Raw genomic sequence first — 25090 nt, 5'->3', positions numbered from 1 at the left:
GCGTGCAGCGACAGGAACGTTCTTTCCCGTCGCTCCCGTCGGTTTTCTTCAGCCTGGGCGAGCTGGCCGGGGCAGGCGCGGCAGCCGGGCTTCCAGCGTTTCGGCCAGGGCCACCAGCATCGCGTCGGCAAAGCGCGGCGCAACGAGCTGCACGCCGATCGGCAGGCCGGCGGCATCCAGCCCGCAGGGCAGCGAGAGCGCCGGCACGCCGACGTGGTTGAACAGCGGGGTGAAGACGGCATGCGCGCGCGGGCTGGCGGGCCGGCCTTCGATGGTGGCCGGGCCGGGTTGCGTCCAAGGCCAGGCGGTGGCCGCCGTCGTGGGCGTGAGCATCACGTCGACCTGCGTCCAGTAGGCGCTCAGACTGCGGTGCAGCGCTTCACGCAGGCGCAGGGCCGCCGTCACGGCGCTGCCCGCCAGCGCCAGGCCTTTCTCGATCTGCGCGGCGATGTCGGGGTCCGCCGTCCACTCGCCGGCCTGCCAGGCTGGGCCGTGCAACTCGGCGAGGCCTGCCCACTGCAGGGGCATCAGGGCCTCTTCGCTGGTGTCCGCCGGCCAGGCGGGGTCGCAGGCGATGACCTCGTGGCCCAGCGCCTGCAGCGCCTGCGCGGTACGTTCGAGTGCCTGCTGCACGTCGGGATCGACCGCATGGCCCAATCCCAGGCGCGGGCTGTAGCCGATGCGCAGACGCGGCGCGGCATCCGTTTGCGCCAGCCGCTCGCGCACGTCGTGCGGCCGCCATTGCGGATCGTCCGGTGCATCGAGCGCCAGCGTGCGCAGCACCGGGCGCAGGTCGGCCGCCGAGCGCGTCATCTGCCCGATCACCGAGTTGCCGTAGACCGGCTCGGCATGGCCGAGCGCGTGCGGGATCAGCCCGGCGCTCGGCTTGAAGCCCACCACGCCGGTGTGCGCGGCCGGCCGCCGGGTCGAGCCGCCGGCGTCGGTGGCCAGGGCGAGCGGCGCATAGCCCGCCGCCGTCGCGCTGGCCGCGCCGCCCGAGGAGCCGCCCGGCGTGAGCTGCGGATGCCACGGGTTGCGCGTCACGCCGTACAGCAGGTTGGTGGTCACGCCCTTGCAGGCGAACTCCGAGCAGTTGGTGTGACCGAGGAAGACGGCCCCGGCCGCGCGCAGCGCGGCGACGGCCTGGGCGTCGGCCGGCGCCCGAAAGTGCTCGAAACGCAATGAACCCTGGGTGCAGCCGAGGCCGGCCACCCAGATATTGTCCTTGGCCGTATACGGGATGCCGAGCAGCGGATGCGCCTCGCCGGCCGCCCGGCGCCGGTCGGCTGCGCGTGCCTGCGCCAGGCCGACCTGCGGGTCGAAGCGCACCATGGCGTTCAAGCCCCCATCGCAGGCCTCGATGCGTTCGATGCAGGCCTGGGCGACATCGAGCGCGGACACCTCGCCTGCGTGCAAAAGTCGGGACAATTCGACGACACCGGCATCGGCCAGGTCGGCGGTCTCGCCGGTATCGCTCATGGCCGGCCTGCCGCGAGCATGGCGGCGAGTCTGGGCGGCAGGCCCTGGTTGGGCTTGGCCGGCGGGCGCGCGAAGCTGCCGGTCTGCGCTGCGCCCGGGTCGAGCGCGACCAGGCTCTCGAGGTGCCGCACGGCGCTGGAGACGCCGTCGACCACCGGTACGGGAATCCGGCCCCGCACGCTGCGCGCCAGGCCGGCGAGGGGCGCGCCGGCGATGATCACCACGTCGGCGCCGTCCTCCACGACGGTCTGCTCGCACAGCGCGACCAGGCGCTCGGCGTGGTCGTCCTGCACGGTGGCGATGTTGGCCAGGGGCTGCTCCAGGCTGCGGATGCTCGCCAGGCGCGTCTCCAGGCCGTAGCCCTGCACGCACTCGCGATACCAGGCCTTGATGCGGCGGCTGATCGCCACGATGGAGAAGCGCTGGCCGAGCAGGCAGGCGCTGGCGAGGGCGGCCTCGGTCATGCCGGTCACGGGGACGTCGAACAGCTCGCGCATCCCGCCCAGCCCCGGGTCGCCGAAGGCCGCGACGATCACGCCGTCGTGGCGCTCGTAGTGCTCGGCGGCGGCGCACACGGCGGCATAGCCGCCGATCACCGATTCGAGCCGGGTTTCGATATAGGCCATGCCGAACGCGGCGGTGACCGCATCGATCTCGGTGCCCGGGCTGGCGGCGCGCCGGGCCTCGGCGGCGATCAGCCCGGTGACGCTGGCGCTGGTGTTGGGATTGACGACGAGCAGGCGCATGAACTCATTCCACGGTGATGTTGTTCTCGCGTACGACGAGCGCATAGCGTTCGACTTCGCGGCGCAGGAACTCGGCGGCGTCGGCCGGTGTGCCCTGGCCGGGCTGAGCCCCCAGGGCGGTGTAGCGGGCCTTGACGTCCTCGGTCTGCTGGATTTCCTGGATCTTCTCGTGCAGCGCGTCGATGACCGCGGGCGGCGTGCCGGCCGGCGCGAGCAGCATGAACCAGGCAGAGAAATCGTAGCCCGGAACGCCGGCTTCCTGCATGGTCGGCACGTCGGGCAGCAGCGGTGTGCGTTCGGCCGAAGTCACGGCCAGGGCGCGCAGCGAGCCCTTCTCGATCATGGGCTTGGAGGTGACCACCGGGTCGATGATCATCTGCACGTGGCCGCCGACCACGTCGGTGAGGGCGGGCGGCGCGCCGCGATACGGCACGTGCGAGAGCGCGATGCCCGCCATGGTGTTCAACTGGGCCATGGCCATGTGGCTGGTGGAGGCGTTGCCGGCGCTGGCATAGGTCATCTTGCCGGGCGCGGCCTTGGCCTGCTCGATGAGTTCGGCCAGCGAGTTCACGCCCACCTGCGGGTTCACGCTGAGCACGCTGGGCAGGGTTGCGATCATCGACACCGGCGTGAAGTCCTTCAGAGTGTCGTAGTTGAGGTTGCTGTACAGGCTCGGGTTGACCGCATGGCCGACGGTGACCAGCAGCAGGGTGTGGCCGTCGGCGGCCGAGCGGAACGCGGACTCGGTGGCGATGATGCCGCCGCCGCCCGGACGGTTCTCCACAAGGAAAGGTTGGTTCATTTCCGAACCCAGCTTCTCGCCCAGGATGCGGGCGAATACATCGGCCGCGCCGCCTGCGGGGAAGGGGACGAGGATGCGGACCGGCTTGTCCGGATAGCTGGATGCGGCCTGGGCTGCCGACAGGGGAGCCAGCAGGCCGGCCAGGCTCAGAGTGCAGGCGAGAAGGGCATTGCGACGATTCATGGATGACCTTGATGGAGGGAACATAGGGTTGTCTATGCAATGCAAGGTCCATGCCAATTTCGATCGCCCGCGCCGCGAGACGCGATCAGCGCCAGTACTCGCGCCCCACGTCGCCCCAGAGTTCACGGCAGGCCTGCTCGGCCGCCGCGCATACCGAGTGCATGTCGACCCGGGTGGGCAGGCCGTCCTCGACCAGGATCTCGCCGTCGACCACCACCATCTGCACGTCGCGCCCCTGCCCGGTGTGGACCAGGTTGCCGAGCGGCTCGACGTGCGGCACCAGGTGCGGCCGCGCGAAGTCGAGCATGACCAGGTCGGCGCACTTGCCCAGCGCGAGGCTGCCGATGTGCGCGGCCTGGCCGATCGCCCGCGCGCCGCCCAGGGTGGCCATCTCGAACACGTGGCGCGGCTGCCACTCGTCGGTGACGCGGCCTTCCTGGATGCGCGCGGTGGCGAGTGCCCAGCGCATCAGCTCGATCATGTCGGCATGCTGCGTATCGGTGGCGAGCGCCATGTTGATGCCGGCGCGCTTGAGCGCGGGCGTCGGGGCGAGACGGCCGGAGGCCGCGTTGCACTTGGGAATGTGCACCGCGTGCGCGCCGGCGCGGGCCATGCGCGCCATGTCGTCCTCGGTGAGGTAGATGCAGTGCCCGCCCATGAGCCGGGCGTTGAGCAGGCCGCTGTCCTCCAGCACCTGGGTCGAGGTGCGGCCGGTGCGCGCGGCCACCCGGTCGACTTCGACCTGGCTCTGGCCGAGGTGGGTGTTGACCACCATGCCCGTGCGCTCGGCCACGCCGGCGATTTCGCGCAGGAAGGCGTCCGAGCAGGTGTCCACTGCGTGCGTGGCGAGCTGTACCTGGACGCGCGGGTTGCCGCGCCAGCGCTCGGCGAGTTCCAGCCCGGCGCGCAGTGTGCGCTCGCCGATGGCGGGGTTGTAGATCCATTCGCCGTCGGCGACGCGGGCGAAGTCCACGTCGTGGATGCGCCAGCTCGGCGTCAGGCGCAGGCCGAGTTCGGCCATCGCCTCGGTGGTGACGTCGGCGTGCACGAAGTTGTCGCCGACCAGGGTCGAGCCGAACAGCAGCGCTTCCAGCGCGCCGAGCTGGGCGAGGGCGCGCGCCTGCTCGGGGTTGACCTGAGGGCCCTTGGGGATGCCGGGCGTGTAGGACGGCGCGAAGCCGAGGTCGGCCGCCACACCGCGCACCATCGACAGAATGGCGTGCGTGTGGACGTTGACGAAGCCGGGCGTCAGCACCTTGCCCGAGGCGTCGATGCGGCGCCTGGCCCGGGTGCCTTCGGGCACGGTGCCGCCCAGCCATGCGATGCGGCCGTCCTTGACGCCGAGATCCGCGTGGCGCAGCGTCGGTTGGGCCGGGTCTGCGGTCAGCAGCGTGGCGTTGGTGAAGAGCAGATCGAATTCGGTAGCGGCCATGGAGGAACCTGGGAGGGCGGGTGGCGATGTGCCATGGTTGTGCATCGATGACCAAATTGGTGCGCCGTATGCACCGTTATGGTTAACCATATTTATTTTACTTGGTTAACCAGAAAAGCGGGAGTGTCGTTGACAGTTTCTCCGGCCGGTTCAACAATTCGGCCTTCCGCCTTGGCCGCAACATGCATGGACTCGACTGCCGCTTCCGCCCCTCCTGACGACGATCCCGAAACCCGGGTGCACGGCGCGATCACGCGCGCCCTGCTGGCCGGCAAGCTGCGTCCGGGCACCGCGCTGCGCGAGCGCGCCCTTGCAGAGATGTTCGGCTGCACGCGCGGCGCGGTGCGCAAGGTGCTTGCGCGCCTGGGGCAGGAAGGCAAGCTGGAGATCGTGCATAATCGCGGCGCGTTCGTGCCGCAGCCGACGGTCGAGGACATTCGCGCCGTGTACGAGGCGCGCAGCGCGCTCGAGGTCGGTATCCTGGCCCTGCTTGCGCGGCGCCTGGACGCGCAGGGCGTGGCCACGCTGGAGGCCCATGTGCGCGCCGAAGAGCTTGCGTGGCGCGCGGGCAACCGGGAAGAGTCGGTGCGCCTGGCGGGCGGCTTTCACCTGCGGCTCATCGACATGCTGAACAACCCCGAACTCACGCCGCTGCTGCAGCGTCTGGTCGCGCGCACCCAGTTGTTCGTCGCGCTATACGAGAAGGGCGAGGATTCGCATTGCGCGCCCGACGAGCACCGCGTGATCGTGGACGCCCTGGCGCGTGGCGATGCGGCCGGCGCCACCGAAGCCATGCTCACGCACCTGGAGGAAGTGCAGGCGCGCGTGCTGCGCCACGCGCGGCGCGACGACGAGCGCGAGCTTCGGGAGATATTGACGGGGGCCTAGCGCTTTCGCTCGAAGGACGCGCCCTCCCGCTCAGTCCAGCGAGAGCTTGAGCGCGTCGATGACCTGGGTCCAGCGCGCCGTCTCGTCGTCGATCTGCCTGGCGAGCACGGCGGGCCCGCCGCCCACGGGAGTGAAGTACTGGGTTTCGAGCAGCTTCTGCACGCGTTCGCTTTGCACGATGGTGTCCAGCTCGCGGTTCAGGCGCTCCACGATGGGGGCGGGCGTGCCCGCCGGCACGAGCACGGCCTGCCATGAGATCGCCTCGAAATCCGTCACCGAGTCGGCCACCGGCGGCAGCCCGGGCAGCAGCGGGTTGGCGCTGGTGCTGGTGATGCCGAGTGCCTTGACCTTGCCCTGCGAGACCTGCGGCATCGCGATCGCGGGCACCATGAAGCCGGCGTGCACGTCGCCCGCCATGATGGCGGTGAGCACTTGCGGAAAGCCCGGGTAGGGCACGTGCAGCAAGTCGATGCCGGTATCCGCCTTGAACATCTCCATGGCCAGATGGGCCGCGCTGCCCGCGCCCACCGAGCCGTAGTTCAGCTTGCCTTGCTCGGCCTTGGCCTTGGCGACGAAGCCGGCAAGGTCGTCGACGCCGAGGGCGTCGTTGACGACCAGGACGTTCGGGCTGGTCGCGATCAGGCTCACCGGCGCGAGATCCGTCTTGGGGTCGTAGCCGAGCGTGGTCTGGTACAGCCGGGGCGCCGTCACCAGCGGCCCGTTGATCGTGAACAGCACCGTGTAGCCGTCGGGCGCGGCCTTGGCCACCACGCGCGTGCCGATGTTGCCGCCAGCGCCGGCGCGGTTGTCGATGACTACCGGCTGGCCGAGCGCTTGCGCGAGCGGCTCGGCGATGGTGCGCGCCACGATGTCGGGAGACGACCCGGGCGGGAAGGGCACGACCAGGCTGATGGGGCGGCTCGGCCAGGCGGCGGCGCCGGCCGCGTAGGCGTGGCTGGCGGGCGCCAGGACGGCGGCAGCCAGCGCCAGGCTCAGCAAGGCGCGGCGCGGGCGGGACACGGTGTTCGAAGGCATGATGATGGGAAGTGCAATGAAAGACGCGCACCGCAGGGGTGTGGCGACTGCGGTGCGCCGGGCATATCCTGTTTTCCGACGGCTGCGGCGGCAGGACACGGAGCTACTCTCGGGGCTGGGCCGCAGCCGCGCCGGCGTCTTCCTGGCGGGGTTCCCGGCCGAGCAGGCGGGATACCGCCGCGGTGGGGGTGGCGCCCGCGTACAACACGTCGCAGACGGCCTGGGTGATTGGCATTTCCACGCCGTGGCGCTGCGCGAGGGCGAGCACGGCGCGCGCGGCGCGCACGCCCTCGGCCACGTGCGGCGTGTCGGCGAGGATGTCGTCGAGCTGGCGCCCGCGGCCGATCTCCAGGCCGACGCGCCGGTTGCGCGAGAGATCGCCGGTGGCGGTGAGCACCAGGTCGCCCAGCCCGGTGAGGCCGGCGAAGGTGTCCGCATGCGCGCCCATGGCCACGCCGAGCCGGGTCATCTCGGCCAGGCCGCGGGTGATCAGGGCGGCCCGGGCATTGGTGCCCAGGCCCAGGCCGTCGGCGATGCCGCAGGCGATCGCCATGACGTTCTTGACTGCGCCGCCGAGCTCCACGCCGACGATGTCGTCGCTGCCGTAGATGCGCACGTTGTCGCCATGCAGGGCCTGCACGGCGCGTTCGCGCAGCGCCGGGTCGGCGCTGGCGATGATCAGGGCCACCGGCAGGCCTTGCGCGACCTCGCGCGCGAACGAGGGCCCGGAAAGCACGCCCGAGGCCAGGCCGGGCCGTGACGCGAGCGCCGCGTGCACGATCTGGTGCGGCAGCTCGCCGGTATCGGCGTCCACGCCCTTGCAGGTCCAGACGAGGTCGGCGCGGGCGATGGCGTGCCGGGCGAGCAGGTCCTGCACCAGGCGGCAGGTCTGGGCCAGGCCGGCCATGGGCACACCCAGGATGATGAGCGCTGCCTCCGCCTGCGCCAGGTGGCGCCCCACCGCTTCGATGTCGGCGGTACAGACGAGCGCATCGGGCAGCGCGACGCCCGGCAGGTAGCGCTGGTTTTCGCGCTCTGCCTGCAGCCGCGCCGCCATCGCCGCATCCCGCGCCCACAGGAGCGTGGGGCAGTAGCGGCTGGACATGGCGGCGAGCGCCGTGCCCCAGCTACCGGCGCCGAGGACGGCGACGCGAAGGTCGGCAGGGTGCGCCGGCATGGCTCAGTTGACGGCGCTGCCGTTGGCCACGGCCTGCTGCTGTTGCTGGTGTTCGGCCAGGCGCTGTTCGTACATGGCCTGGAAGTTGACTTCGGTCAGGTGCACGGGCGGCAGCGAGGCGCGGGTGATGGCGTCGGCCACGTTGGCGCGCAGGTACGGATAGATCATGTTCGGGCAGACGATGCCGAGCAGCGGGTCCATCTGTTCGGCCGGGATGTTGGCCAGTTCGAAGATGCCGGCCTGCTTGCCTTCGACCAGGTAGAGCACCTGGTTCTTGATCTTGGTCGTGACCGTGGCGGTGACGGTGGCCTCGAACACGGTTTCGGCCAGGCGCTGCACGCCCACGTTCAGTTGCACTTCGACCTGGGGCTGCTCGTTCTCCAGGAAGATCTGGGGCGCGTTCGGCAGCTCGAGGGAGAGATCCTTCAGGTATACCCGCTGCAGGTTGAACACGGGGGGAGTTTGCGGCTGCTGGGGATTGGTCTGTGCGTCGGACATGAGTGGACTCGCTGGGAAGGCGGCGCGAGGCCGCCGGATTGGGGTGGCGCCAGCCGGGCCGGCGTGGAGGCCGGGCGGCGCGGGGCGCCGCACCCGGCGTGTGCGCGTGTCAGCGCGTGGACACCGGCAGGCCGGCCTGTTGCCAGGCCAGCATGCCGCCATTCAGCGTGTGTACCTGCTCGAAGCCCTTGGCCTTCAACTGGGCCGCCGCCTTGCCGGCGCCGCGGCCATTGGCGCAGACGACGATGAGCGGCTTGTTCTTGGGCAGCGAGGCGGCGCGCGCCTCCAGATCGGTCTGCGGCAGGCTGCGCGCCTGGGCGATGTGCCCCTTGGCGTATTCCTCGGCAGGACGCACGTCGACGAAGACGCCGTGCTGCTGGTTGGCGATCTGGGTGGCCTGGAGCGTATCGAGCCCGCCCGCGCTGCGGCCGCGGCCCAGGCCGGGCCACAGGAGCATCAGGCCGGAGATGACGGCGACGGCGATGATGAAAATGTTTTCGAGAAGGAAAGTCACGCGGGGTTCCTGGGTTGCTGCCTTGTAGTGTTTCTGTCCGGGGTTGCAATACCCGGAGTTGCAATACCGTTACGAAAAAGACGCGTTGCAAGGCGTGTGCAAGGCCCGCCGGTAACGCAAAGACGAATCAGGAATTATAGAATGCCGAGTTGGCAAATCGCACCCGAGCTTCACGACATGCACAAACTCGTTCTCATGCGCCACGGCGAAAGCCAGTGGAACCTCGAAAACCGCTTCACCGGCTGGACCGACGTCGATCTCACCGAGACCGGCCGCGCCCAGGCCGCCCAGGCCGGGCGCCTGCTCAAGCAGGAGGGCTACGACTTCGATCTCGCCTTCACATCGGTCTTGAAGCGCGCCATCCGCACGCTGTGGATCACCCTGGACGAGCTGGACCGCATGTACATCCCGGTCGAGCCGTCCTGGCGCCTGAACGAGCGGCACTACGGTGCGCTGCAGGGCCTGAACAAGGCCGAGACCGCCGCCCGGTACGGCGACGAGCAGGTGCTGATCTGGCGCCGCGCCTACGCCATCGCGCCCAATCCGCTCGAACTGGACGATCCGCGCCATCCGCGCTTCGACCAGCGCTACGCCGGCCTGGACCCGGCCGTGCTGCCGGCCACCGAGTGCCTGAAGGACACCGTCGAGCGCGTCGTGCCCTACTGGGATTCGGCGATCGCCCCGGCCATCCGCTCGGGCAAGCGCGTGCTCATCGCCGCGCACGGCAACAGCCTGCGCGCGCTGATCCGCCATCTCGACAACGTGTCCGACGAAGAGATCGTCAACCTGAACATCCCCACCGGCCAGCCGCTGGTGTACGAGCTGGACGACGCGCTCAGGCCGATCCGCCACTACTACCTCGGGGATCCCGACGAGATCGCCGCCGCCATGGCCGCCGTCGCGGCCCAGGGCAAGGCCAAGTCCTGATCCGATGAACAAACGCGTGGCGCCGGTCCGTCTGGCGGTGGCCTGCGCCTGCGTCGCCGGCATGCTGTCGGCAGCGCCGGTGTGGGCCGCCGAGCCGACCGCGAGCATCGCCGAACGCGATGCTGCGCGCGCGCAGCGGGCGGCGCTGCGCGAGCGCATGCAATCGATCGAGGCCGAGCTCGCCAAGGCCGAGAAGAGCCGCAACGCCGCGGCCGACGCGCTGAAAGCCTCCGAGCGGGCGATTTCCGAGGCCACGCGCCGGCTCGCCGAGATCGAGGCCCGTCGCGAAGCGGCCGGCCAGGAACTGGCGGGCCTGGAGCGCGACATCGCGGGCCTGCAGAAGGAACTCGCCGCGCGTCAGCGGCAACTGGCCGAGCTGCTGCGCCGGCAGTACCAGAGCGGCGGCGCTTCGCCCTGGAGCGCAATGCTGTCCGGCGACGACCCGCAGCAGGCCGGCCGCACGCTGGGCTATCTGGGGTACGTCTCGCAGGCGCGCGCGGCCGCCGTCGCGTCGGTGCGCGAACGGATCGCCCGGCTCGAAGGGCTGCAGGCGCAGGCGGCCGAGCGGCGCACCGAGCTCGACCGTCTGGCCAGCGACCAGCAGGCGCAGCGCACCGAGCGGGTGCGCCAGCAGGCCGAACGCAAGAAAGTGCTCGACGAGATCGGCACCCAGCTCGCGGCGCAGCGTACCGAGGCGTCGCGTCTGGCGGACGACGATGCTCGCCTGGGCAATCTGATCACCAGTATCAATCGGGAACTCGAACGCCAGGCGGCCGAGGCCAAGCGGCGCGCCGAAGAAGAGGCGCGGCGCCAGCGCGAGGCCGAACTGGCCAAGGCGAGGGAGCAGGCCGCTGCGCGCGAACGCGCCGCCCGCGAGGCGGCCGAGCGTGCCGCGCTCGCCGCGCGCCAGGAGCGCGAGCGTCAGGACCGGGAACGTCGCGAGCGCGAACGCATGGCGAGCGAGTCGGTCGCACCCGGTGCGCGCGCCACCCTCCAGGAGCGTGGCGCGCAACCTGCTATACCCGTTCCGGCACCACCGGAGCCGCCCCGCGCGGCGACCCGGCCGCCGGCGCCGGTGCCACCGCAGGAGCCTGCGGCGCAGCCGGGCCCGCCGCAGGCGCAGCCCGCCACCCCGCCGTCGGTCGCGGTGGCGCGGCCACCGGCCAAGCCGGAAACGCGCCGGGTGGATCTGGGCAGCCTGCGCGGGCGGCTCAGCCTGCCCGCGCGTGGCACCGTCACCGGGCGCTTCGGCGAGCCGCGCGAAGAAGGCTCGACCTGGCGCGGGGTGTTCATCCGCGCCTCGACGGGCACCCCGGTGCATGCGGTCGCCGCCGGCACCGTGGTGTTCTCGGGCTGGCTGCGCGGGTTCGGCAACCTGTTGATCGTCGACCACGGCAACGAGTATCTGTCGGTCTACGGCAACAACGAGGCCATCCTCAAGCAGGTCGGAGATAGTGTGGCGGGCGGTGAAACGGTCGCGTCGGCCGGATCGTCCGGGGGGCTGCCCGAATCGGGCATATACTTTGAACTCAGGCATCGGGGCAGCCCGGTGGATCCGCTTCAATGGGCAAGTGCGCGTTGACCACCGCGTCGAGCCCGGGGGAAAACATGAGCAGTACGAAATTCCGCAATTTTGGTCTGGTGGCCGCCGGTGTGGTGACCGGGGTACTGATCAGCCTCGGCGTCACGGCGGTCGCGCAGCGTCCCGGCCCATTGCCGCTGGATGAGTTGCGCCAGTTCTCCAGCGTGTTCGCCATCATCAAGAACAACTACGTCGAGTCGGTCGAAGACCGCAAGCTGCTCGACGGCGCCATCGCCGGCATGGTCTCCGACCTCGACCCGCATTCCGCGTATCTGGATGCCGATGCCTTTCGCGAGATGCAGACGGTCACGCAGGGCGAGTTCGGCGGCCTGGGCATCGAGGTGGGCACGCGCGACGGTTTCGTCAGCGTGATCTCGCCCATCGAGGATACGCCCGCCGCGCGCGCCGGCGTGCGCGCGGGCGATCTCATCGTGCGCATCGACGACACCGCCACGCAGGGCATGCAGCTCAGCGAGGCGGTCAAGCTCATGCGCGGCAAGCCGCAGACCCCGATCACCCTGACCATCATGCGCGAGGGCGAGCCCAAGCCCATCGTGGTCAAGCTGATGCGCGACGTCATCAAGGTGCGCAGCGTGCGCAGCAACGAGGTGGAGCCGGGCGTCGGCTACGTGCGCGTCACCCAGTTCCAGGAAAAGACCGGCGAGGATCTCGCCCGCCACCTGGCCGCGCTCGGCAAGAACGGCGTGCCCAAGGGCCTCATCCTGGATCTGCGCAACGACCCGGGCGGCCTGCTCAACGGCGCCATCGGCGTCGCGGGCGCGTTCCTGCAGCCCGGTGTCGAGGTCGTCTCCACCAAGGGCCGCACGCCGGATTCCAACCAGCAGTATCGCGCCACGCCGGCCGACTACCTGCGCGGCGGGCCGGATTACCTCGCCGACCTGCCGGCCTGGACCAAGACCGTGCCGATGGTGGTGCTGGTCAACGCGGGGTCGGCCTCGGCGTCGGAGATCGTCGCCGGCGCGCTGCAGGATCACGCCCGCGCCCAGGTGCTTGGCACCCGTACGTTCGGCAAGGGCTCGGTCCAGGTGATCCTGCCGATCAGCCGCGAGACGGCCATCAAGCTGACCACCTCGCGCTACTACACGCCGAACGGGCGCTCGATCCAGGCGACCGGCATCGAGCCCGACTACTTCGTCACCGAGACCGCCAACGGCGATCTGTTCGACCGGCCGCGCGAGGCCGACCTCATACGCCACCTGTCGAACGACCAGGATCAGCCCGAGGTGCGCTCCAGCCTGTCGCTCTCGCGCGAGGGCGCTGTGCAGGAGCTTCCCAAGCCCGTCGAGTTCGGCAGCGCCGAGGACTACCAGCTACAGCAGGCGCTCAACCTGCTCCACGGCCGTCCGGTGCAGCAGTCCGCGGTGGCCGCGGCGGCCACGCCGAACACCGACGCGGCCCAGGGCGCGGGCGACAAGAAGCCGGGCGGCAATACGCCCGCCCCGGCGATCAAGGCGCCGCCCGAGCAGATCCAGCCCAAGCCGGCGCCGTAAGAGTCCGGGTCGTGAACGACGAGCAGTTGCTGCGCTACGCCCGGCATCTTCTGCTGGACGACATCGGCGTGGAAGGCCAGGAGCGGCTCCTGGCCTCGCATGCGCTGATCGTGGGGGCCGGCGGCCTGGGTTCGCCGGCTGCCCTCTACCTGGCGGCGGCCGGCGTCGGGCGCATCACTCTGGCCGACGACGACACGGTCGATCTCACCAATCTGCAGCGCCAGATCGCGCACACCACCGAGCGCGTGGGCGAGGCCAAGGTGGCGTCTGCCGCCGCCAGCATGCGCGCGCTCAACCCCGACGTGGCGATTGCGACGCTGGCGCAGCGCCTGGAGGCCGCGAGCCTGGACGCCGCGGTGGCCGCGGCCGACGTCGTTCTGGATTGCACCGACAACTTCGCCACCCGCGTGGCGATCAATCGCGCCTGTGTCGCCCACCGCAAGCCGCTGGTGTCGGGCGCCGCCATCCGTTTCGAGGGGCAGGTGAGCGTGTACGACCCGCGTGACGCGGCTTCGCCCTGCTACGCCTGCCTGTTTCCGGAAACCGGCGAGGATGTGCAGGAGGTGAGCTGTGCGCTGATGGGGGTGTTCTCGCCGCTGGTCGGCATCGTCGGCAGCATGCAGGCGGCGGAGGCGCTGAAGGTGCTCGCGCGCGCCGGTACGCCGCTGGTCGGACGCCTGCTGCGCATCGACGCGCTGCACATGGATTGGCGCAGCGTTCGGGTCAGACGCGACCCGCTCTGCGCGGTCTGCGGCGAAGGCCGGCGTCCTCGTACGGGCTGAGCCTGCCCGGGCGGCAGCCGCCCGCTGCGCCGCGTTTCAGCCGCGCAGCGCATCGACCAGGCTGACGTATTGCCGCTGGGCCGTCTCGCGCTCGGTACCGGCAAGCGCGGCCCAGGCATCGTACTTGGCGCGCCCCACGAAGTCGGTCATGCCCGGCCGCGCGCCGCCCGCGTCGCCCTCGCTGCCCTGTTTGTACAAGCCATAGAGCTGAAGCAGAACCTGGTTCGACGGGCGCTGGCCGAGCTGCTTGACGTCCTGCGATGCCTGTTCGAAGGCCTGTTGCAGCTCGGCGCCGGCCAGGGCCCGGGCGCGTGCGTTGATGGCGGGGCTGTCTTGCATGCTGGCTCCTGATGGGGATGGCGCGTGCCAGAGCGCGTTTTCGACGCCAGGGTCGGCAGGCGTGTAGAGCACCGTCGCGATGCGCCGGTTGCGCAGCCCCAGGCGCTGCACGCCCTGGCTGCTGCGTCGCGCGCCCTCCTTGCCGACGGTGTAGGCGATGTCGACTTCCACGGTGTGCGCTTCGAGGTCGAAACGCGGCTCGCCGAAGCCTGCGACGGCGAAAGTGCCGCCCGAATGCGACATCAGCCGCGAGAAGAGGTCGATCAACTGGCTGCGCTCGGTGTAGACGCCGGCCACCGGATTGTCGCCTTGCTGCTCCCAACTGACGTCGGACGCAAACAGCGGAAACAGCGCCTCGTACTGCTGCTCTCGCATCGCCTGGGCATAGGTGGCGAAGAGCTCGCGCTGTTCGGCTTCGCTCATGGGCGTGACCGGCTCCGCACTGGCCGGGCGCCGCGTGGTGGCCGGATCGATGCCGAAGAAGCTCAGCACATTGGCGGCCACCTGCTCGCGATCGTTGTCCACGCAGATCATGTGGTAGCTGTTCTCGAGCACCGTCATGCGGGCGTCGGGCAGCGCGCGGTGCAGGAAGTCGGCCGAGCGCAGGCTGGTGAGCTCGTCCTCGCGGGCATGCACCACCAGGGTCGGGCAGCCGATCTGCTTCGCACCGCTCATCACCCAGTTGCGCAGGCGATCGACCTCGCGCACGCAGGCGAGCGGCACCCAGCGGTAGTGGAAGGCTTCGCCGCGCTCGAACTTGGCCTTCACGATGGCGCGCACGAGTTCGTTCTTGATGCCGTAGGGGTCTTCTTCCTCCACCTTCATGCGCGCCGGCACGCCGGGCACGTAGTAGAGCAGGTGACGCAGGGGCGCATACCAGGGCGTGCTCCAGCCGTCGATATAGATCGGCGGCGCGAGCGTGACCAGCCGCCCCTTGGCGTGGCGCTCGCGGCGGCACAACTCCAGGGCGAGCAGCGAGCCCATGCACATGCCCATGACGTGCAGGGTTTCATAGCGCCCGACGATCTCGCGGTACTTGGCCGTGACCGCCTCGACCCAGTGCTCGGCCTTCACCCGCAGCAGGTCCTCGGGCTGGCCGCCGTGGCCGGGCAGCGTGAGCGCATGGGTCTCGATGCCGCCGCGCTGCAGGACTTTGTGCATCGAGCCGAGGTCGTACTGCGTCCCGCCCAATCCATGGATGAGCAACGCGCCGATAGCGGATGCCATGGTCAGTCCTGCCGCTGTTGCAGGGGGCCGAGCCGGCACAGCCCGGCCACGATGGCGATCTCGCCTTCCGCGTCGAGCAGCGGCGAGCCGACGTCGGTCACGTCGCGCCAGCCGCCCTCGCGGTGGGCGACGCGATAGCGGATCGATGTCTGGTCCGTCGGCACGGCGTCGGCGCGCGCGGTCCAGAACACCCGCACGCGCTCGCGGTCCTCCGGGTGCACGTGGGTGAGCAGCGCCTCGACGGTGTCGAGCTGTTCGTGGTTCATGCCGAACGCCGACTCCAGGTCGCCGCCCCATTCGAGCAGGTCGCGGTAGGGGTCGTAGCGATACATGAGCTGGTTGCTGCCGGCGAGCGCGAGTTCGAACCGGGCGCGCCAGGCGGCCGCCTGTTCCAGGGCGAGTTCGCGGGTGCCGCGCAGCGTATGCAGCAACAGCATGAGGACGGCAGTGGCCGCCAGGTAGATCTGGGCCTCGAGGACCGATTCGCCGGGCCGGGTTTCGAGCGAGGCGAAAGGCCCGTCGCCCTGCGCCGTCTGGTACAGCACCTGGATGGCGAGCAGCAGGACGGCGAGCGAGCCGCCGCGCGCGCCCCAGACCAGGCCGATCACCACGGCCAGCACCACGGGCATCCAGGTCAGCGCGAAGCCGACGCTGCCGGGAAAGCGCTCGGCCGTGTTGCCGTCGAACAGCACATGCGTGACGAACAGCATGGCCACAAAGGCGGCCGCGCCCAAGGCGAAATCGCGCCGGCTCGGCCCGCCCGAGCGGCGCGCACGGAACTGCGTCCAGTCCAGCACCACCGGCGCGACGATGAGCACGCCCGCGGCGTCGGCCAGCGCCCAGGGCACCGCCACGGACAGGAAGGGCTGGTCTTCGGCATAGCTGATCCAGAGCACGTCGAGCAGCGCATTGGCGATGCCGCCGAGCAGCGCGGCCAGCACCAGCGCGCCGACGTAGCCCAGCCCGCGCCGCCCGGGCGCGAGGCGAACCACGATCCATGCCGTCAAGACAGCGGTGGCGACTGCCGTGAGCGCCAGGACGGCGAGTGTGACCGGAGCCTCGCCGCGCAGCGCGCGCAGCACGATCTCGACGAGCAGGAAGACGCCCACATAGGCCGGCCACTGCCGGCGCGGCGCGAGGATCAGAGTCGCCACCCCCACCCCGGACGGCAGCCAGACGTAGAGCACGCTGCTGGCGGGGTCGTCCAGCGCTTGCGAGACCAGGCCCGCCAGCAGATAGAGCAGGCCCGCCAGGACCAGACGGGCGGGTGAGGGGAGGGACGACGGGGGCGACATCGCGGCTGACTCCTTCGGCCGTGCGGCCGCCGCAGGTTGTATGGGCGTGTGTCCGAGCGCTGGGCGCAGCGGCATTCGTCGCCGCGCTGGCGCTCGCCCGCAGGGAGCCGGCAGGACAAATGTCGATACACATCGATACTGCACATGGTACCGGCTTTGGCCGCCGGCTGACCAGCCTCAATCCGCCGCGGGGCGCGGGTTGCGTGACGGCGTTGCGGCGAGTTCGGCGGGCATGGCGGCGACCAGGTCCGCATAGATGCTGCCGCCCGCGGTGATGTGTTCGACCATCGCCGCGTAGGCGCCCGCTTCGTCGCCGGCCTGGATGGCGGCCAGGACGCTCGCGTGCTCGCGGCAGGATTGCTGCAGCCGGCCCGGACGCAAGAAGGGGTTGGCCAGGGCGCCCATGCGGTGCCGCATGTCGCGGATCTGCCGGCCCAGGATTTCGTTGCGGCTGCCTGCGTAGATGGCCTGATGGAAGTCCGCGTTCGCCTTGGCATAGTCCTGGACGTCGTCGCGCCGGGCGGCATCCTGCACGCGCGCGTGCACCGGCGTCAGGGCCTGGCGTTCGGCCAGCGTCATGCGGCGCGTGGCAAGCCGCGCGGCCAGCCCTTCGAGTTCCGTGAGGATCTCGACCATGGCCACGTATTCGCGGGCGGACAGGCCGCGCACGATGGCGCCCTGGCGGGGCAGGGTCTGCACCAGGCCGAGCGCCGCCAGCCCGCGCAGCGCTTCGCGCGCCGGCGTGCGCGACACCTGGAAGCGTTGGGCGATCGATTGTTCGTCCAGGCGCGCGCCGACCGGCAGGGTGCCGTTCTGGATCTCCGTGCGCAGTTGGGTGAGGACTTGGTCTCCGAGCTTGACTCTCATGGGCTTGTGGGTAGGTGCTGCGTTGTCTTGCCTGCCGCGAGGGCCGGTGGTTTGCGTGGAGCGTATCGGCATTCTGGCCTTGCGGACGCCGCCTTGGCGAATTCGCGGGGGCGGGCGGATACCGCCCCGTGCGACGGCTCGTTCATCGCAGATGCATGTCGATACACGTCGGCGCGTCGGGCCGGACCTGACAGCGAATCGCCGCGCGCACGCTGCTGATTGGGCGCCGTTGCCGGATGGATCGCGCATTTTAGCGAGCGCGGGCTCTGCCATATGAATACATAAACAGGTTGACATGTAATTTGTGAGTACGTAGATTAATCTTAAGAATACATAGAACCCAGCGCTTCCCGTCAGAACCAAGCATGTCCATCATCAGAATGGAGGAAAGCATGAGCGCCGTGCAGGAGACCGTCACCACCGCCCCGGGGCTTCCGGAATTCACCATCCAGGGCGCATGCGCCCGCATCCGCCTGAATCGCGAACGCTATCTGAACCGCATCGAGCCGGACGATGTGCCCGCGCTGCTGGAAATGCTCGAGCGCGCGCAGGACGATCCGGCGATACGCGTGCTCGTGCTCACGGGCACGGGGCGCGTATTCAGTTCCGGCTATCACCTGGGCGATCTCGCCGAGCGCCGGGCCGCGCTCGATACGCAGCCCGCCGGCGAGCCCGAGCCGCCGCAGGCCACCAGCCCGTTCGATGTCCTGCTCGAACGGCTGGAGAACCTGCGCGTGCCGACCATCTGCCGGCTGAACGGCAGCGTGTACGGCGGCGCGACCGATCTCGCCCTGTGCTGCGACTTTCGCATCGGCGAGGAGGGCATCGAGATGTTCATGCCGGCCAGCCGGCTCGGCCTGCACTACTACCGCAGCGGCATGGTGCGCTACGTCAGCCGGCTCGGCGTGAACGCGGCGAAGAAGCTCTTTCTCACCTCGCAGACCATCAAGGCGCCGGAGATGCTGCGCGTGGGCTATCTCACCGAGATGGTGCCCGCCGGCGGGCTGGACGCCGAGGTCGAACGCCTGGCCGGCGTCCTTGCAGGACAGGCACCGCTGGCGGTCGCCGGCATGAAGCAGGCCATCAACGAGCTGGCGCGCGGCGAGCTGGACGCGGACGCCCTCGATGCGCGCCATGCGGCCAGCCTGCGTTCGGAAGACATCCGCGAGGGGGTCACCGCCTGGCACGAGCGCCGCAAACCCGTGTTCCAAGGCCGCTGAGACGGCTCGCCGCGGGCGGCGCCCTGCCGCCCGCACCCCCACCGAGGAGACAACCATGTCCATCACCCGACGGCAGTTCACTGCCACGGTCGGTGCCGCCCTGATGCTGCCTGCACTGCGCGTATCGGCTGCCGAGCCCGACGAGGCCTATCTGAAGGAACTGCACGACGCCGCCCGCAAGGAGGGCGAGCTCACCTGGTACGTCGCGCACCTGACCTCCGAGCTCGCCGAGCAGGTCGGCCAGATGTTCACCGCCCGCTATCCCGGCGTGCGCGTCAACGTGGTGCGCACCACGGCCCAGGTGGCCTACCAGCGCCTGAGCCAGGATCTGCGCGCGAACATCGCCAACTGCGATGTGTTCGCCTCGACCGACATCGGCCACTTCCTCGACCTCAAGGATCGCGGGCTGCTCATGCAATATGTGCCGCGCTCGCACAAGACGTTCGACGAGCGCTTTCAGAACTACGACCCCGACGGCTACTACAGCGTGACCAGTTCCAACCTGATCAGTCTGCTGTACAACCCGACCAAGCTGAAGGCCGAGGACGTGGGCACGAGCTGGCAGGCGCTGACCGATCCGAAGTTCAAGGGCCGGGTCTCGGTGGGCCACCCGGGCTTCAGCGGCTTCGTCGGTACCTGGCTGGTCGCCATGACCGAGCTTTATGGCGAGGCCTTCATCGACGCGCTGGCCAAGAACCAGCCGCAGGTCGGGCGCTCCATCATCGATACCGTCACCACGCTGATTTCCGGCGAGCGGCAGGTCTCGGCCGGCCCCGTATCGCTGGCGCTGACGCAGAAGGCCCGCGGCAATCCGGTGGACGTGATCTACGCGGACGAGGGGGCGGTGCTGATGGTGCTGCCCTCGGCGATCATGGCCAACGCGCGGCACCCGAACGCGGCCAAGCTGTTCATGGAGTGGAGCGGCAGCAAGGAATATGCGTCGATCTCGGTCGACGAATACAACACACCGCTGCGGCCCGATGTGCCGCCCCGCGAGGGCGTGAAGTCGATCAGCGAGATCAAGACGATTCAGCCGAGCAACGAGAGTGTGCGCACCAAGGTGCCCGAGCTGATCGAGGAGTGGCGCGACACCTTCGGTGTCTGATTCCGCGGCCGCGCCGCGACCGGCCCGCAAGCCGGTGCCGGCGCGCGCCCGGTCGTGCATCCATGTCCCGCGGCGTCCTCGCCGCGCCTTTGCCGAGTCCCGCACCATGTCCGTCATTCCCCTGAAGGCCGACAGCAAGCTCGCCCCGCGTCCGCGGTCCTGGCGTCCGGACCCCATGCTGCTGGTGTTCCTGCTGCTCGTCGCGCTGCTCGTGTTCCTGGTCGCCAATCCCATCCTGCGCCTCTTGGCCGAGAGCCTGCGCGGCGTGGACGGCTGGTCGTTCGAGCGCTATGCCCAGGCGTTCGGGCGGTCGCGCTACGTCGACGCCCTGTGGACCACGCTGCAGCTCGGCCTGGCCTCGACCGCGCTGAGCCTGGTGATCGCGCTGCCGATGGCCTGGGGCGTGTCGCGCACCAACCTGCCGGCCAAGGGCTTCTTCAACCTGAGCGTGCTGGCCGCTTTCATCATGCCGCCCTTTCTCGGGGCCATCGCGTGGATCCTGCTCGCCGGCCCCAACGCGGGCTGGGTCAATCGCGCCTGGATGGCGCTGTTCGGCACCGCCGGCGGGCCGGTCAACCTGTTCAGCTTCTGGGGACTGGCGCTGGTGATCGCGCTCTATGCGTTTCCGCTGGTGTACATCTTCGCCAAGTCGGCGCTGGACCTGATTTCCACCGAACTCGAGGATGCCGCGTTCATCCACGGCGCCGGCAAGCTCGCCACGCTGCGCCGGGTCACGCTGCCGCTGGTGCTGCCGGCCGTGTGCGGCGCCGCCATCCTGGTGTTCCTGGAGGCGATTGCGCTGTACGGTACGCCGGTGCTGATCGCCATTCCCGCCGGCATCAACGTGGCGACCACGCAGATGGCCACCTTCTTCGAGTATCCGCTGCGCGTCGAGGTGGCCGCGGCCTATGCGATGCCCATGCTGGCGACCACCGTCGTGCTGCTCGGCGTGCAGCGCATGCTGCTCGCGCGCAAGGGCTATGTGTCGGTCTCGGGCAAGGGCGGCGAACGCCGGCCGCTGGACATCGGCGCCTGGCGCTGGGTGCTGTTCGCCTGGTGCGGGCTGGTCGCGCTCATCACGGTGCTGCTGCCGCTGGTCGTGCTGCTGCAATCCGCTTTCAGCCGGGCCTGGGGGCGCGGCTTCTCGCTCGATAACCTCACGCTCGCCAACTTCTCGCACATCCTGCTCGAGCAGGCCACGGTGCGCGGCGCCATCGTCAACACCTTCGTCTATGCCGGCGCGGCAGCACTCGCCTGCGTGGCGATCGGCCTGGCCGTGGCCTACGTGGTACAGCGGCGCCTGCTGCCGTTCCCGGGCGTGCTGCAGTTCCTCTCGCTGGCGCCCTTCGCGGTGCCCGGCATCGTGCTGGCCGTGGCGTTCTATGCGGCCTACGCCGGGCCGCCGTTCTCGTTGTACGGCACCGGCCTGCTCATCGTGATCGCCTACATCACGCGCTTTCTGCCCATTTCGGCCACCGCCGCCACCGCCGCGGTGAAGTCGCTCAACCCCGAGCTGGAGGAGGCGGTGCGCATCATGGGCGGCTCGCGCTACCAGGCCGTCTCGCGCGTGGTGGTGCCGCTGCTGGGCAAGACGCTGTTCGGTTCGTTCATCCTGGTCTTCATCATCGCCACGCGCGAACTGTCCACGGCGGTCTTTCTCAGCGGACCGGAGACGCGCGTGATGTCGGTGCTCATCCTGGACCTGAGCGAGCAGGGCAACTACGAGGTGCTGTCGGCCATCGGCGTGGTCATGCTCGTCGTCACCGGCGCGCTGGTGGCACTGGGCATGAAGTTCGTCGGCCGGGATTTCATGACCCGGCGCCGAGCGTAGCTGCGGCGCGATGCCGGGCCAAGAAGGCGGGACCAGGGCGGGCGCGGCATGCGCCACGGATTCGCAGCGGGGAGGTCCGGCTCGCGGGCCGGAACGACCACACGGCGCGGCCGAGCCGCCGCGCCATCGGGAGGCAACATGAACAAGCTGGTACTGGAAAACCTGGGCAAGCGCTACGGCCCGCTGGCGGTGGTGCAGAACATGGATCTGTCGCTGTCCGAGGGCGAGTTCGTGTCGCTGCTCGGCCCCTCGGGCTGCGGCAAGACGACGACGCTGCGCATGATCGCGGGCTTCGTCGACCCGTCCGAGGGCTGCATCCGCATGAATGGCGAAGTGCTGTCGCATCCGGGCGGCAGCGTGCCGCCCGAGCGGCGCGGCATGTCGATGATCTTCCAGAGCTACGCCATTTGGCCCAACATGACGGTTCGCGAGAACGTGGCCTTCGGCCTGACGGTGCGCCGCATGCCCGCGGCGCAGGTGCGCCAGCGCGTGGACGAGATCCTGGCGGTGGTGCACCTGGATCACCTGGCCGAACGCTACCCGGCCGAACTCTCGGGCGGCCAGCAGCAGCGGGTGGCGCTGGCCCGCGCCATCGTCGTGCGCCCGCAGGTGCTGCTGCTCGACGAGCCGTTGTCCAACCTCGACGCCAACCTGCGCGAGGAGATGCGCAACGAAATCCGCCGCCTGCACGATGAGTTCGGCATGACCACCGTCTACGTGACGCACGACCAGTCCGAGGCGATGGCCATCTCCGACCGCATCGCCGTGATGAACGGCGGCAACCTGGAGCAGATCGACACGCCCTGGGCGCTGTACAACCGGCCGCGCACGCGCTTCGTCGCCGAGTTCATCGGCCGCACCAACCTGCTGCAGGGCGTGCTGCGCGAGGACGGCATCGTCTGCGGCGGATTTCGGATCGACACGCGGGCGCTGGATACCGGCGGACACGCGGCCGGCACCGATGTCGCAGTATCCATCCGTCCGCAGGCGCTGCGCCTGCACGCGGCCCAGGAGCAGGGGGCGACGCCGGTCACGGTGCGCAGCCGCACCTATCTCGGCGAGCACTGGGACTACGTGGTCAGCCCGGCCGAGGCCGACTCGGTCGAGCTGCGCGTGAGCGCGTCGCCGGGCGCGGTGTTCGAGCGCGGCGGCAGCGCCTGGATGTCGCTCAACCGCGACGGCATCGCGGTGCTGCCGTGAGGCCGCATCCCGGCGCAGTGCAACGGCCCGGGGCGCGGCCGGTTTGCGGCGCGCCGGCGAGCGCCGCGCCGCTGCCCTTCCATTCGCTTTTCGCAATCAACGCATGAGGAGACAACCATGACGCATGGTCCGCTGAGTGGCATGAAAGTCCTGGAACTGGCGCAGATCATGGCCGGCCCGACCTGCGGCGCCATGCTCGCCGATCTGGGCGCCGACGTCGTCAAGGTCGAGAAGCTGCCCGGCGGCGACGATACCCGGGGCTACCGCGTGACCAGCGAGAAGCCGATCCCGCCCTCGTTCGCCATGCTCAACCGCAACAAGCGCGGGCTGGCGCTCGATCTCAAGCGCCCCGAGGGCGTGGCCGCGCTCAAGCGGCTGGTGGCGGGGGCCGACGTGCTCATCGAGAACTACCGCCTGGGCACCATGGAAAGGCTGGGCGTGGGCTACGACACACTGCGCGAGATCAACCCCGGCCTCATCTACTGCTCGATCTCGGGCTACGGGCGCACCGGCCCGATGGCCGAGCGCGGCGGGTTCGATCTCATCGCGCAGGGCTTCGCGGGCATCATGAGCGTGACCGGCGAAAAGGGCGGCCCGCCGCTCAAGTCGGGCAATTCGGTGGGCGACATCAACGCCGGCCTGCTGGCCACCATCGGCATTCTCGCCGCCTATGTCGAGCGCGCCCGCACCGGACAGGGGCAACTGGTGGACACCTCGCTGTTCGAGGCCTCGCTGCAGCAGATGTACTGGTTCGCCGCGGTGTACTTCTCCAGCGGCAAGGTGCTGGGCGCGTCCGGCTCGGCGCATCCGCTGATCGCGCCCTACCAGGCTTTCCAGGCGGCCGACCAGTGGATCACCGTCGGCGGCGCGAACCAGTCCAACTGGGGCCGCATCGCCGAGCTGCTCGGCCATCCGGAATGGAAGGACGACCCGCGCTTTCGCGTGGGCGAGCAGCGCAAGGCGAACGAGCAGGCGCTGGCCGAGCTGATCGGCGACATCATCCGCACCCAGCCCGCCGCCTACTGGCTGGCCCGCTTCGACGAGGCCGGCGTGCCGGCCGGCCCGGTCCACGACATCGCCCAGATCCTCGCCCATCCGCAGACACTGGCGCGCGACATGGTGCTCGACGTGTCGCATCCGCAGGAAGGCCGGCTGCAGTCGCTCGGCCTGCCGGTCAAGCTCTCCGGCATGCCGCAGGGCAAGGCATCGCCGCCGCCCCTGCTCGGCGAGCACACGCGTGTCGTGCTCGCCGAGTTCGGCTTCACGCCGCAGGAGACCGAGGCCCTGCTCGCCTGCGGCGCGGTGAGCGAACCGGCGGAGGTGGACCATGCCTGACAGCGTCGTTCGCCATGCGTCGAGCCCGGCCGGCCCAGCGGCTACGGGCAGCGGCGCCACCACGGCCGGTGCCGCGCCGGCAAGCGCCGGGCACCCGGCGCAGCGGGCTGACGGGACGGGGAATCGCGTGGTGCGCATCGAGCGCCACGGGCCGCCGGACGTCATGCGGATCGTGCCGGTGCCCGTGGACGAGCCCGGCGCCGGCGAAGTCCGCGTGCGCCAGCAGGCGATCGGCCTGAACTTCGCTGACATCTACCAGCGGCGCGGCGATGCGGGTCCGCACGCGGGAGAGCTGCCCGCCGTGCTCGGCTCGCAAGGGGCGGGGGTGATCGAGATGGTGGGCGAGGGCGTGCAGGCGTATGCGCCCGGCGACAGGGTGGCCTACATCCACCCGGGCGCCTATGCCGACACGATGGTGCTCCCGGCCGATCGACTCGTCGCCCTGCCGGACAGTGTGGATGCGCAGGCGGCCGCGGGCTTCCTGCTGCGCGGACTGACCGCCGAGTACCTGCTGCATCGGCTGTATGCCGTGCGGCCCGGCGACGCCGTGCTCGTGCATGCCGCCGCCGGCGGCATGGGGCAGATGCTGTGCCCGTGGGCGAGGGCCCTGGGCGCACATGTGATCGGGACGGTCGGCTCGGTGGCCAAGCGCGAGCGCGCCCAGGCGAACGGCTGCCATGAGGTGATCGTCTATCGCGAACCGGGATGGGCGGACCGCGTGCTGGCGGCGAGCGGCGGCCAGGGCGTCGCTGTCGTGTACGACGCCGTGGGCAAGGACGTCTTCGTCGATTCGCTCGCCTGCCTGCGCCCGCGCGGCCTGGCGATCAACTACGGCACCGCCTCGGGCGACGTGCGGGGCCTCGACCTGCAACTGCTGCACGCCAAGTCGCTGTCGGTGTGCCGCCCGACACTGCGCAGCTTCATCGCCACGCGCGAGGAGCTGCAGGCCGCGGCCGCGCGCTTCTTCGCGGCGGCGACCGAGGGGCTGCTCGATCTCACCGTGGCGCGGCGCTATGCCCTGGACGACGTGCACCGCGCGCACGCGGATCTGGAGTCGGGCAGCACGACGGGCGCGGCGGTGCTGGTGCCTTGAAGCGCGGCTCGCGAGCCGGGCC

The 25090-nt window shown here is 70.2% G+C and carries 22 protein-coding genes; 11 read left to right on the top strand and 11 right to left on the bottom strand.

Annotation, left to right across the window (positions count from 1 at the left end):
- Positions 1-48 precede the first annotated feature (48 nt).
- The 4 genes from FOZ76_RS11310 to FOZ76_RS11295 form a co-directional block, all read right to left on the bottom strand.
- On the bottom strand, positions 49-1479 hold the full coding sequence (locus FOZ76_RS11310) for an amidase (protein ID WP_143948362.1): 1431 nt from the start codon (positions 1477-1479) through the stop codon (positions 49-51).
- Positions 1476-2225 carry an aspartate/glutamate racemase family protein gene (locus tag FOZ76_RS11305; RefSeq protein ID WP_143948361.1) on the bottom strand — a complete coding sequence of 250 codons (750 nt, stop codon included), beginning with the start codon at positions 2223-2225 and terminating at the stop codon, positions 1476-1478. The genes FOZ76_RS11310 and FOZ76_RS11305 overlap by 4 nt, the downstream gene beginning before the upstream one ends.
- Positions 2226-2229: 4 nt before the next feature.
- Positions 2230-3210 (bottom strand): Bug family tripartite tricarboxylate transporter substrate binding protein, encoded by a 981-nt coding sequence (locus tag FOZ76_RS11300; RefSeq protein ID WP_170235398.1) that lies wholly within the window; start codon positions 3208-3210, stop codon positions 2230-2232.
- 85 nt (positions 3211-3295) lie between these two features.
- Positions 3296-4642, bottom strand: a complete 1347-nt coding sequence (locus FOZ76_RS11295) for an amidohydrolase family protein (RefSeq protein ID WP_143948359.1) — start codon at positions 4640-4642, stop codon at positions 3296-3298.
- Between the two features lie 186 nt (positions 4643-4828).
- Between FOZ76_RS11295 and FOZ76_RS11290 the strand changes: the two genes are divergently transcribed.
- Complete coding sequence (locus FOZ76_RS11290) at positions 4829-5530, top strand: GntR family transcriptional regulator (RefSeq protein WP_170235397.1); 702 nt, start codon at positions 4829-4831, stop codon at positions 5528-5530.
- A gap of 30 nt (positions 5531-5560) precedes the next feature.
- Here the strand turns inward: FOZ76_RS11290 and FOZ76_RS11285 are convergent, their stop codons facing one another.
- From FOZ76_RS11285 to FOZ76_RS11270, 4 genes are all read right to left on the bottom strand, one after another.
- Entirely contained in the window at positions 5561-6565 is a 1005-nt protein-coding gene (locus FOZ76_RS11285) for a Bug family tripartite tricarboxylate transporter substrate binding protein (RefSeq protein ID WP_143948357.1), read from the bottom strand.
- A 103-nt stretch (positions 6566-6668) separates the two neighbouring features.
- Entirely contained in the window at positions 6669-7742 is a 1074-nt protein-coding gene (locus FOZ76_RS11280; protein ID WP_143948356.1) for an NAD(P)H-dependent glycerol-3-phosphate dehydrogenase, read from the bottom strand.
- A 3-nt stretch (positions 7743-7745) separates the two neighbouring features.
- Positions 7746-8240, bottom strand: coding sequence for a protein-export chaperone SecB (secB, locus tag FOZ76_RS11275; RefSeq protein ID WP_143948355.1), 495 nt, complete (start codon positions 8238-8240; stop codon positions 7746-7748).
- A gap of 109 nt (positions 8241-8349) precedes the next feature.
- Positions 8350-8697: a rhodanese-like domain-containing protein gene (locus FOZ76_RS11270; RefSeq protein ID WP_143948432.1), complete on the bottom strand. Its 348-nt coding sequence runs from the start codon at positions 8695-8697 to the stop codon at positions 8350-8352.
- A 234-nt stretch (positions 8698-8931) separates the two neighbouring features.
- On the opposite strand from FOZ76_RS11270, the gene gpmA reads away from it, so the two are divergent.
- Genes gpmA through FOZ76_RS11250 form a run of 4 tightly spaced genes read left to right on the top strand, consistent with a single transcriptional unit; the run spans position 8932 to position 13556 of the window.
- A complete protein-coding gene (gene gpmA, locus FOZ76_RS11265) occupies positions 8932-9681 on the top strand; it encodes a 2,3-diphosphoglycerate-dependent phosphoglycerate mutase (RefSeq protein WP_143948354.1) in 750 nt (249 codons plus the stop codon).
- A 4-nt stretch (positions 9682-9685) separates the two neighbouring features.
- The gene (locus FOZ76_RS27705; RefSeq protein ID WP_143948353.1) at positions 9686-11263 is read left to right on the top strand and encodes a murein hydrolase activator EnvC family protein; all 1578 of its coding nucleotides are present in this window, start codon (positions 9686-9688) and stop codon (positions 11261-11263) included.
- Between the two features lie 26 nt (positions 11264-11289).
- Positions 11290-12774: a S41 family peptidase gene (locus FOZ76_RS11255; RefSeq protein WP_143948352.1), complete on the top strand. Its 1485-nt coding sequence runs from the start codon at positions 11290-11292 to the stop codon at positions 12772-12774.
- An 11-nt stretch (positions 12775-12785) separates the two neighbouring features.
- Positions 12786-13556: a HesA/MoeB/ThiF family protein gene (locus tag FOZ76_RS11250; protein ID WP_143948351.1), complete on the top strand. Its 771-nt coding sequence runs from the start codon at positions 12786-12788 to the stop codon at positions 13554-13556.
- Positions 13557-13592: 36 nt separating this feature from the next.
- Here FOZ76_RS11250 and FOZ76_RS11245 read toward each other — a convergent pair whose 3' ends face one another.
- The 3 genes from FOZ76_RS11245 to FOZ76_RS11235 all read right to left on the bottom strand — a co-directional run bounded on the left by FOZ76_RS11245 (position 13593) and on the right by FOZ76_RS11235 (position 17284).
- Complete coding sequence (locus FOZ76_RS11245; RefSeq protein ID WP_143948350.1) at positions 13593-15122, bottom strand: acyl-CoA-binding protein; 1530 nt, start codon at positions 15120-15122, stop codon at positions 13593-13595.
- A 2-nt stretch (positions 15123-15124) separates the two neighbouring features.
- Positions 15125-16417 (bottom strand): MASE1 domain-containing protein, encoded by a 1293-nt coding sequence (locus FOZ76_RS11240; protein WP_170235396.1) that lies wholly within the window; start codon positions 16415-16417, stop codon positions 15125-15127.
- A gap of 177 nt (positions 16418-16594) precedes the next feature.
- On the bottom strand, positions 16595-17284 hold the full coding sequence (locus tag FOZ76_RS11235) for a GntR family transcriptional regulator (protein ID WP_143948348.1): 690 nt from the start codon (positions 17282-17284) through the stop codon (positions 16595-16597).
- A gap of 365 nt (positions 17285-17649) precedes the next feature.
- Between FOZ76_RS11235 and FOZ76_RS11230 the strand changes: the two genes are divergently transcribed.
- The 6 genes from FOZ76_RS11230 to FOZ76_RS11205 all read left to right on the top strand — a co-directional run bounded on the left by FOZ76_RS11230 (position 17650) and on the right by FOZ76_RS11205 (position 25068).
- On the top strand, positions 17650-18504 hold the full coding sequence (locus tag FOZ76_RS11230) for an enoyl-CoA hydratase/isomerase family protein (RefSeq protein WP_246129438.1): 855 nt from the start codon (positions 17650-17652) through the stop codon (positions 18502-18504).
- A 55-nt stretch (positions 18505-18559) separates the two neighbouring features.
- Positions 18560-19609, top strand: coding sequence for an ABC transporter substrate-binding protein (locus FOZ76_RS11225; protein ID WP_143948347.1), 1050 nt, complete (start codon positions 18560-18562; stop codon positions 19607-19609).
- A gap of 106 nt (positions 19610-19715) precedes the next feature.
- Complete coding sequence (locus FOZ76_RS11220) at positions 19716-21440, top strand: ABC transporter permease (RefSeq protein WP_143948346.1); 1725 nt, start codon at positions 19716-19718, stop codon at positions 21438-21440.
- Positions 21441-21578: 138 nt separating this feature from the next.
- Entirely contained in the window at positions 21579-22640 is a 1062-nt protein-coding gene (locus tag FOZ76_RS11215; protein WP_143948345.1) for an ABC transporter ATP-binding protein, read from the top strand.
- Positions 22641-22757: 117 nt separating this feature from the next.
- Positions 22758-23975: a CaiB/BaiF CoA transferase family protein gene (locus tag FOZ76_RS11210; protein ID WP_246129437.1), complete on the top strand. Its 1218-nt coding sequence runs from the start codon at positions 22758-22760 to the stop codon at positions 23973-23975.
- A gap of 163 nt (positions 23976-24138) precedes the next feature.
- On the top strand, positions 24139-25068 hold the full coding sequence (locus tag FOZ76_RS11205) for a quinone oxidoreductase family protein (RefSeq protein WP_143948429.1): 930 nt from the start codon (positions 24139-24141) through the stop codon (positions 25066-25068).
- Positions 25069-25090: the final 22 nt, after the last annotated feature.

This window comes from Verticiella sediminum, assembly GCF_007558815.1.
GTDB lineage: Bacteria > Pseudomonadota > Gammaproteobacteria > Burkholderiales > Burkholderiaceae_B > Verticiella > Verticiella sediminum.
This window is presented reverse-complemented; position numbering and strand designations above follow the sequence as displayed.

Excerpts from the sequence above, each read along its gene's own strand:
- FOZ76_RS11280 (WP_143948356.1), bottom strand. The coding sequence starts at position 7,742 with ATGCCGGCGCACCCTGCCGACCTTCGCGTCGCCGTCCTCGGCGCCGGT.
- FOZ76_RS11245 (WP_143948350.1), bottom strand. The coding sequence starts at position 15,122 with ATGGCATCCGCTATCGGCGCGTTGCTCATCCATGGATTGGGCGGGACG.
- FOZ76_RS11300 (WP_170235398.1), bottom strand. The coding sequence starts at position 3,210 with ATGAATCGTCGCAATGCCCTTCTCGCCTGCACTCTGAGCCTGGCCGGC.
- FOZ76_RS11240 (WP_170235396.1), bottom strand. The coding sequence starts at position 16,417 with ATGTCGCCCCCGTCGTCCCTCCCCTCACCCGCCCGTCTGGTCCTGGCG.
- gpmA (WP_143948354.1), top strand. The coding sequence starts at position 8,932 with ATGCACAAACTCGTTCTCATGCGCCACGGCGAAAGCCAGTGGAACCTC.
- FOZ76_RS27705 (WP_143948353.1), top strand. The coding sequence starts at position 9,686 with ATGAACAAACGCGTGGCGCCGGTCCGTCTGGCGGTGGCCTGCGCCTGC.
- FOZ76_RS11285 (WP_143948357.1), bottom strand. The coding sequence starts at position 6,565 with ATGCCTTCGAACACCGTGTCCCGCCCGCGCCGCGCCTTGCTGAGCCTG.
- secB (WP_143948355.1), bottom strand. The coding sequence starts at position 8,240 with ATGTCCGACGCACAGACCAATCCCCAGCAGCCGCAAACTCCCCCCGTG.
- FOZ76_RS11235 (WP_143948348.1), bottom strand. The coding sequence starts at position 17,284 with ATGAGAGTCAAGCTCGGAGACCAAGTCCTCACCCAACTGCGCACGGAG.
- FOZ76_RS11305 (WP_143948361.1), bottom strand. The coding sequence starts at position 2,225 with ATGCGCCTGCTCGTCGTCAATCCCAACACCAGCGCCAGCGTCACCGGG.
- FOZ76_RS11205 (WP_143948429.1), top strand. The coding sequence starts at position 24,139 with ATGCGGATCGTGCCGGTGCCCGTGGACGAGCCCGGCGCCGGCGAAGTC.
- FOZ76_RS11295 (WP_143948359.1), bottom strand. The coding sequence starts at position 4,642 with ATGGCCGCTACCGAATTCGATCTGCTCTTCACCAACGCCACGCTGCTG.
- FOZ76_RS11270 (WP_143948432.1), bottom strand. The coding sequence starts at position 8,697 with ATGCTCCTGTGGCCCGGCCTGGGCCGCGGCCGCAGCGCGGGCGGGCTC.
- FOZ76_RS11255 (WP_143948352.1), top strand. The coding sequence starts at position 11,290 with ATGAGCAGTACGAAATTCCGCAATTTTGGTCTGGTGGCCGCCGGTGTG.
- FOZ76_RS11220 (WP_143948346.1), top strand. The coding sequence starts at position 19,716 with ATGTCCGTCATTCCCCTGAAGGCCGACAGCAAGCTCGCCCCGCGTCCG.
- FOZ76_RS11210 (WP_246129437.1), top strand. The coding sequence starts at position 22,758 with ATGACGCATGGTCCGCTGAGTGGCATGAAAGTCCTGGAACTGGCGCAG.
- FOZ76_RS11310 (WP_143948362.1), bottom strand. The coding sequence starts at position 1,479 with ATGAGCGATACCGGCGAGACCGCCGACCTGGCCGATGCCGGTGTCGTC.
- FOZ76_RS11290 (WP_170235397.1), top strand. The coding sequence starts at position 4,829 with ATGGACTCGACTGCCGCTTCCGCCCCTCCTGACGACGATCCCGAAACC.
- FOZ76_RS11230 (WP_246129438.1), top strand. The coding sequence starts at position 17,650 with ATGTCCATCATCAGAATGGAGGAAAGCATGAGCGCCGTGCAGGAGACC.
- FOZ76_RS11225 (WP_143948347.1), top strand. The coding sequence starts at position 18,560 with ATGTCCATCACCCGACGGCAGTTCACTGCCACGGTCGGTGCCGCCCTG.
- FOZ76_RS11215 (WP_143948345.1), top strand. The coding sequence starts at position 21,579 with ATGAACAAGCTGGTACTGGAAAACCTGGGCAAGCGCTACGGCCCGCTG.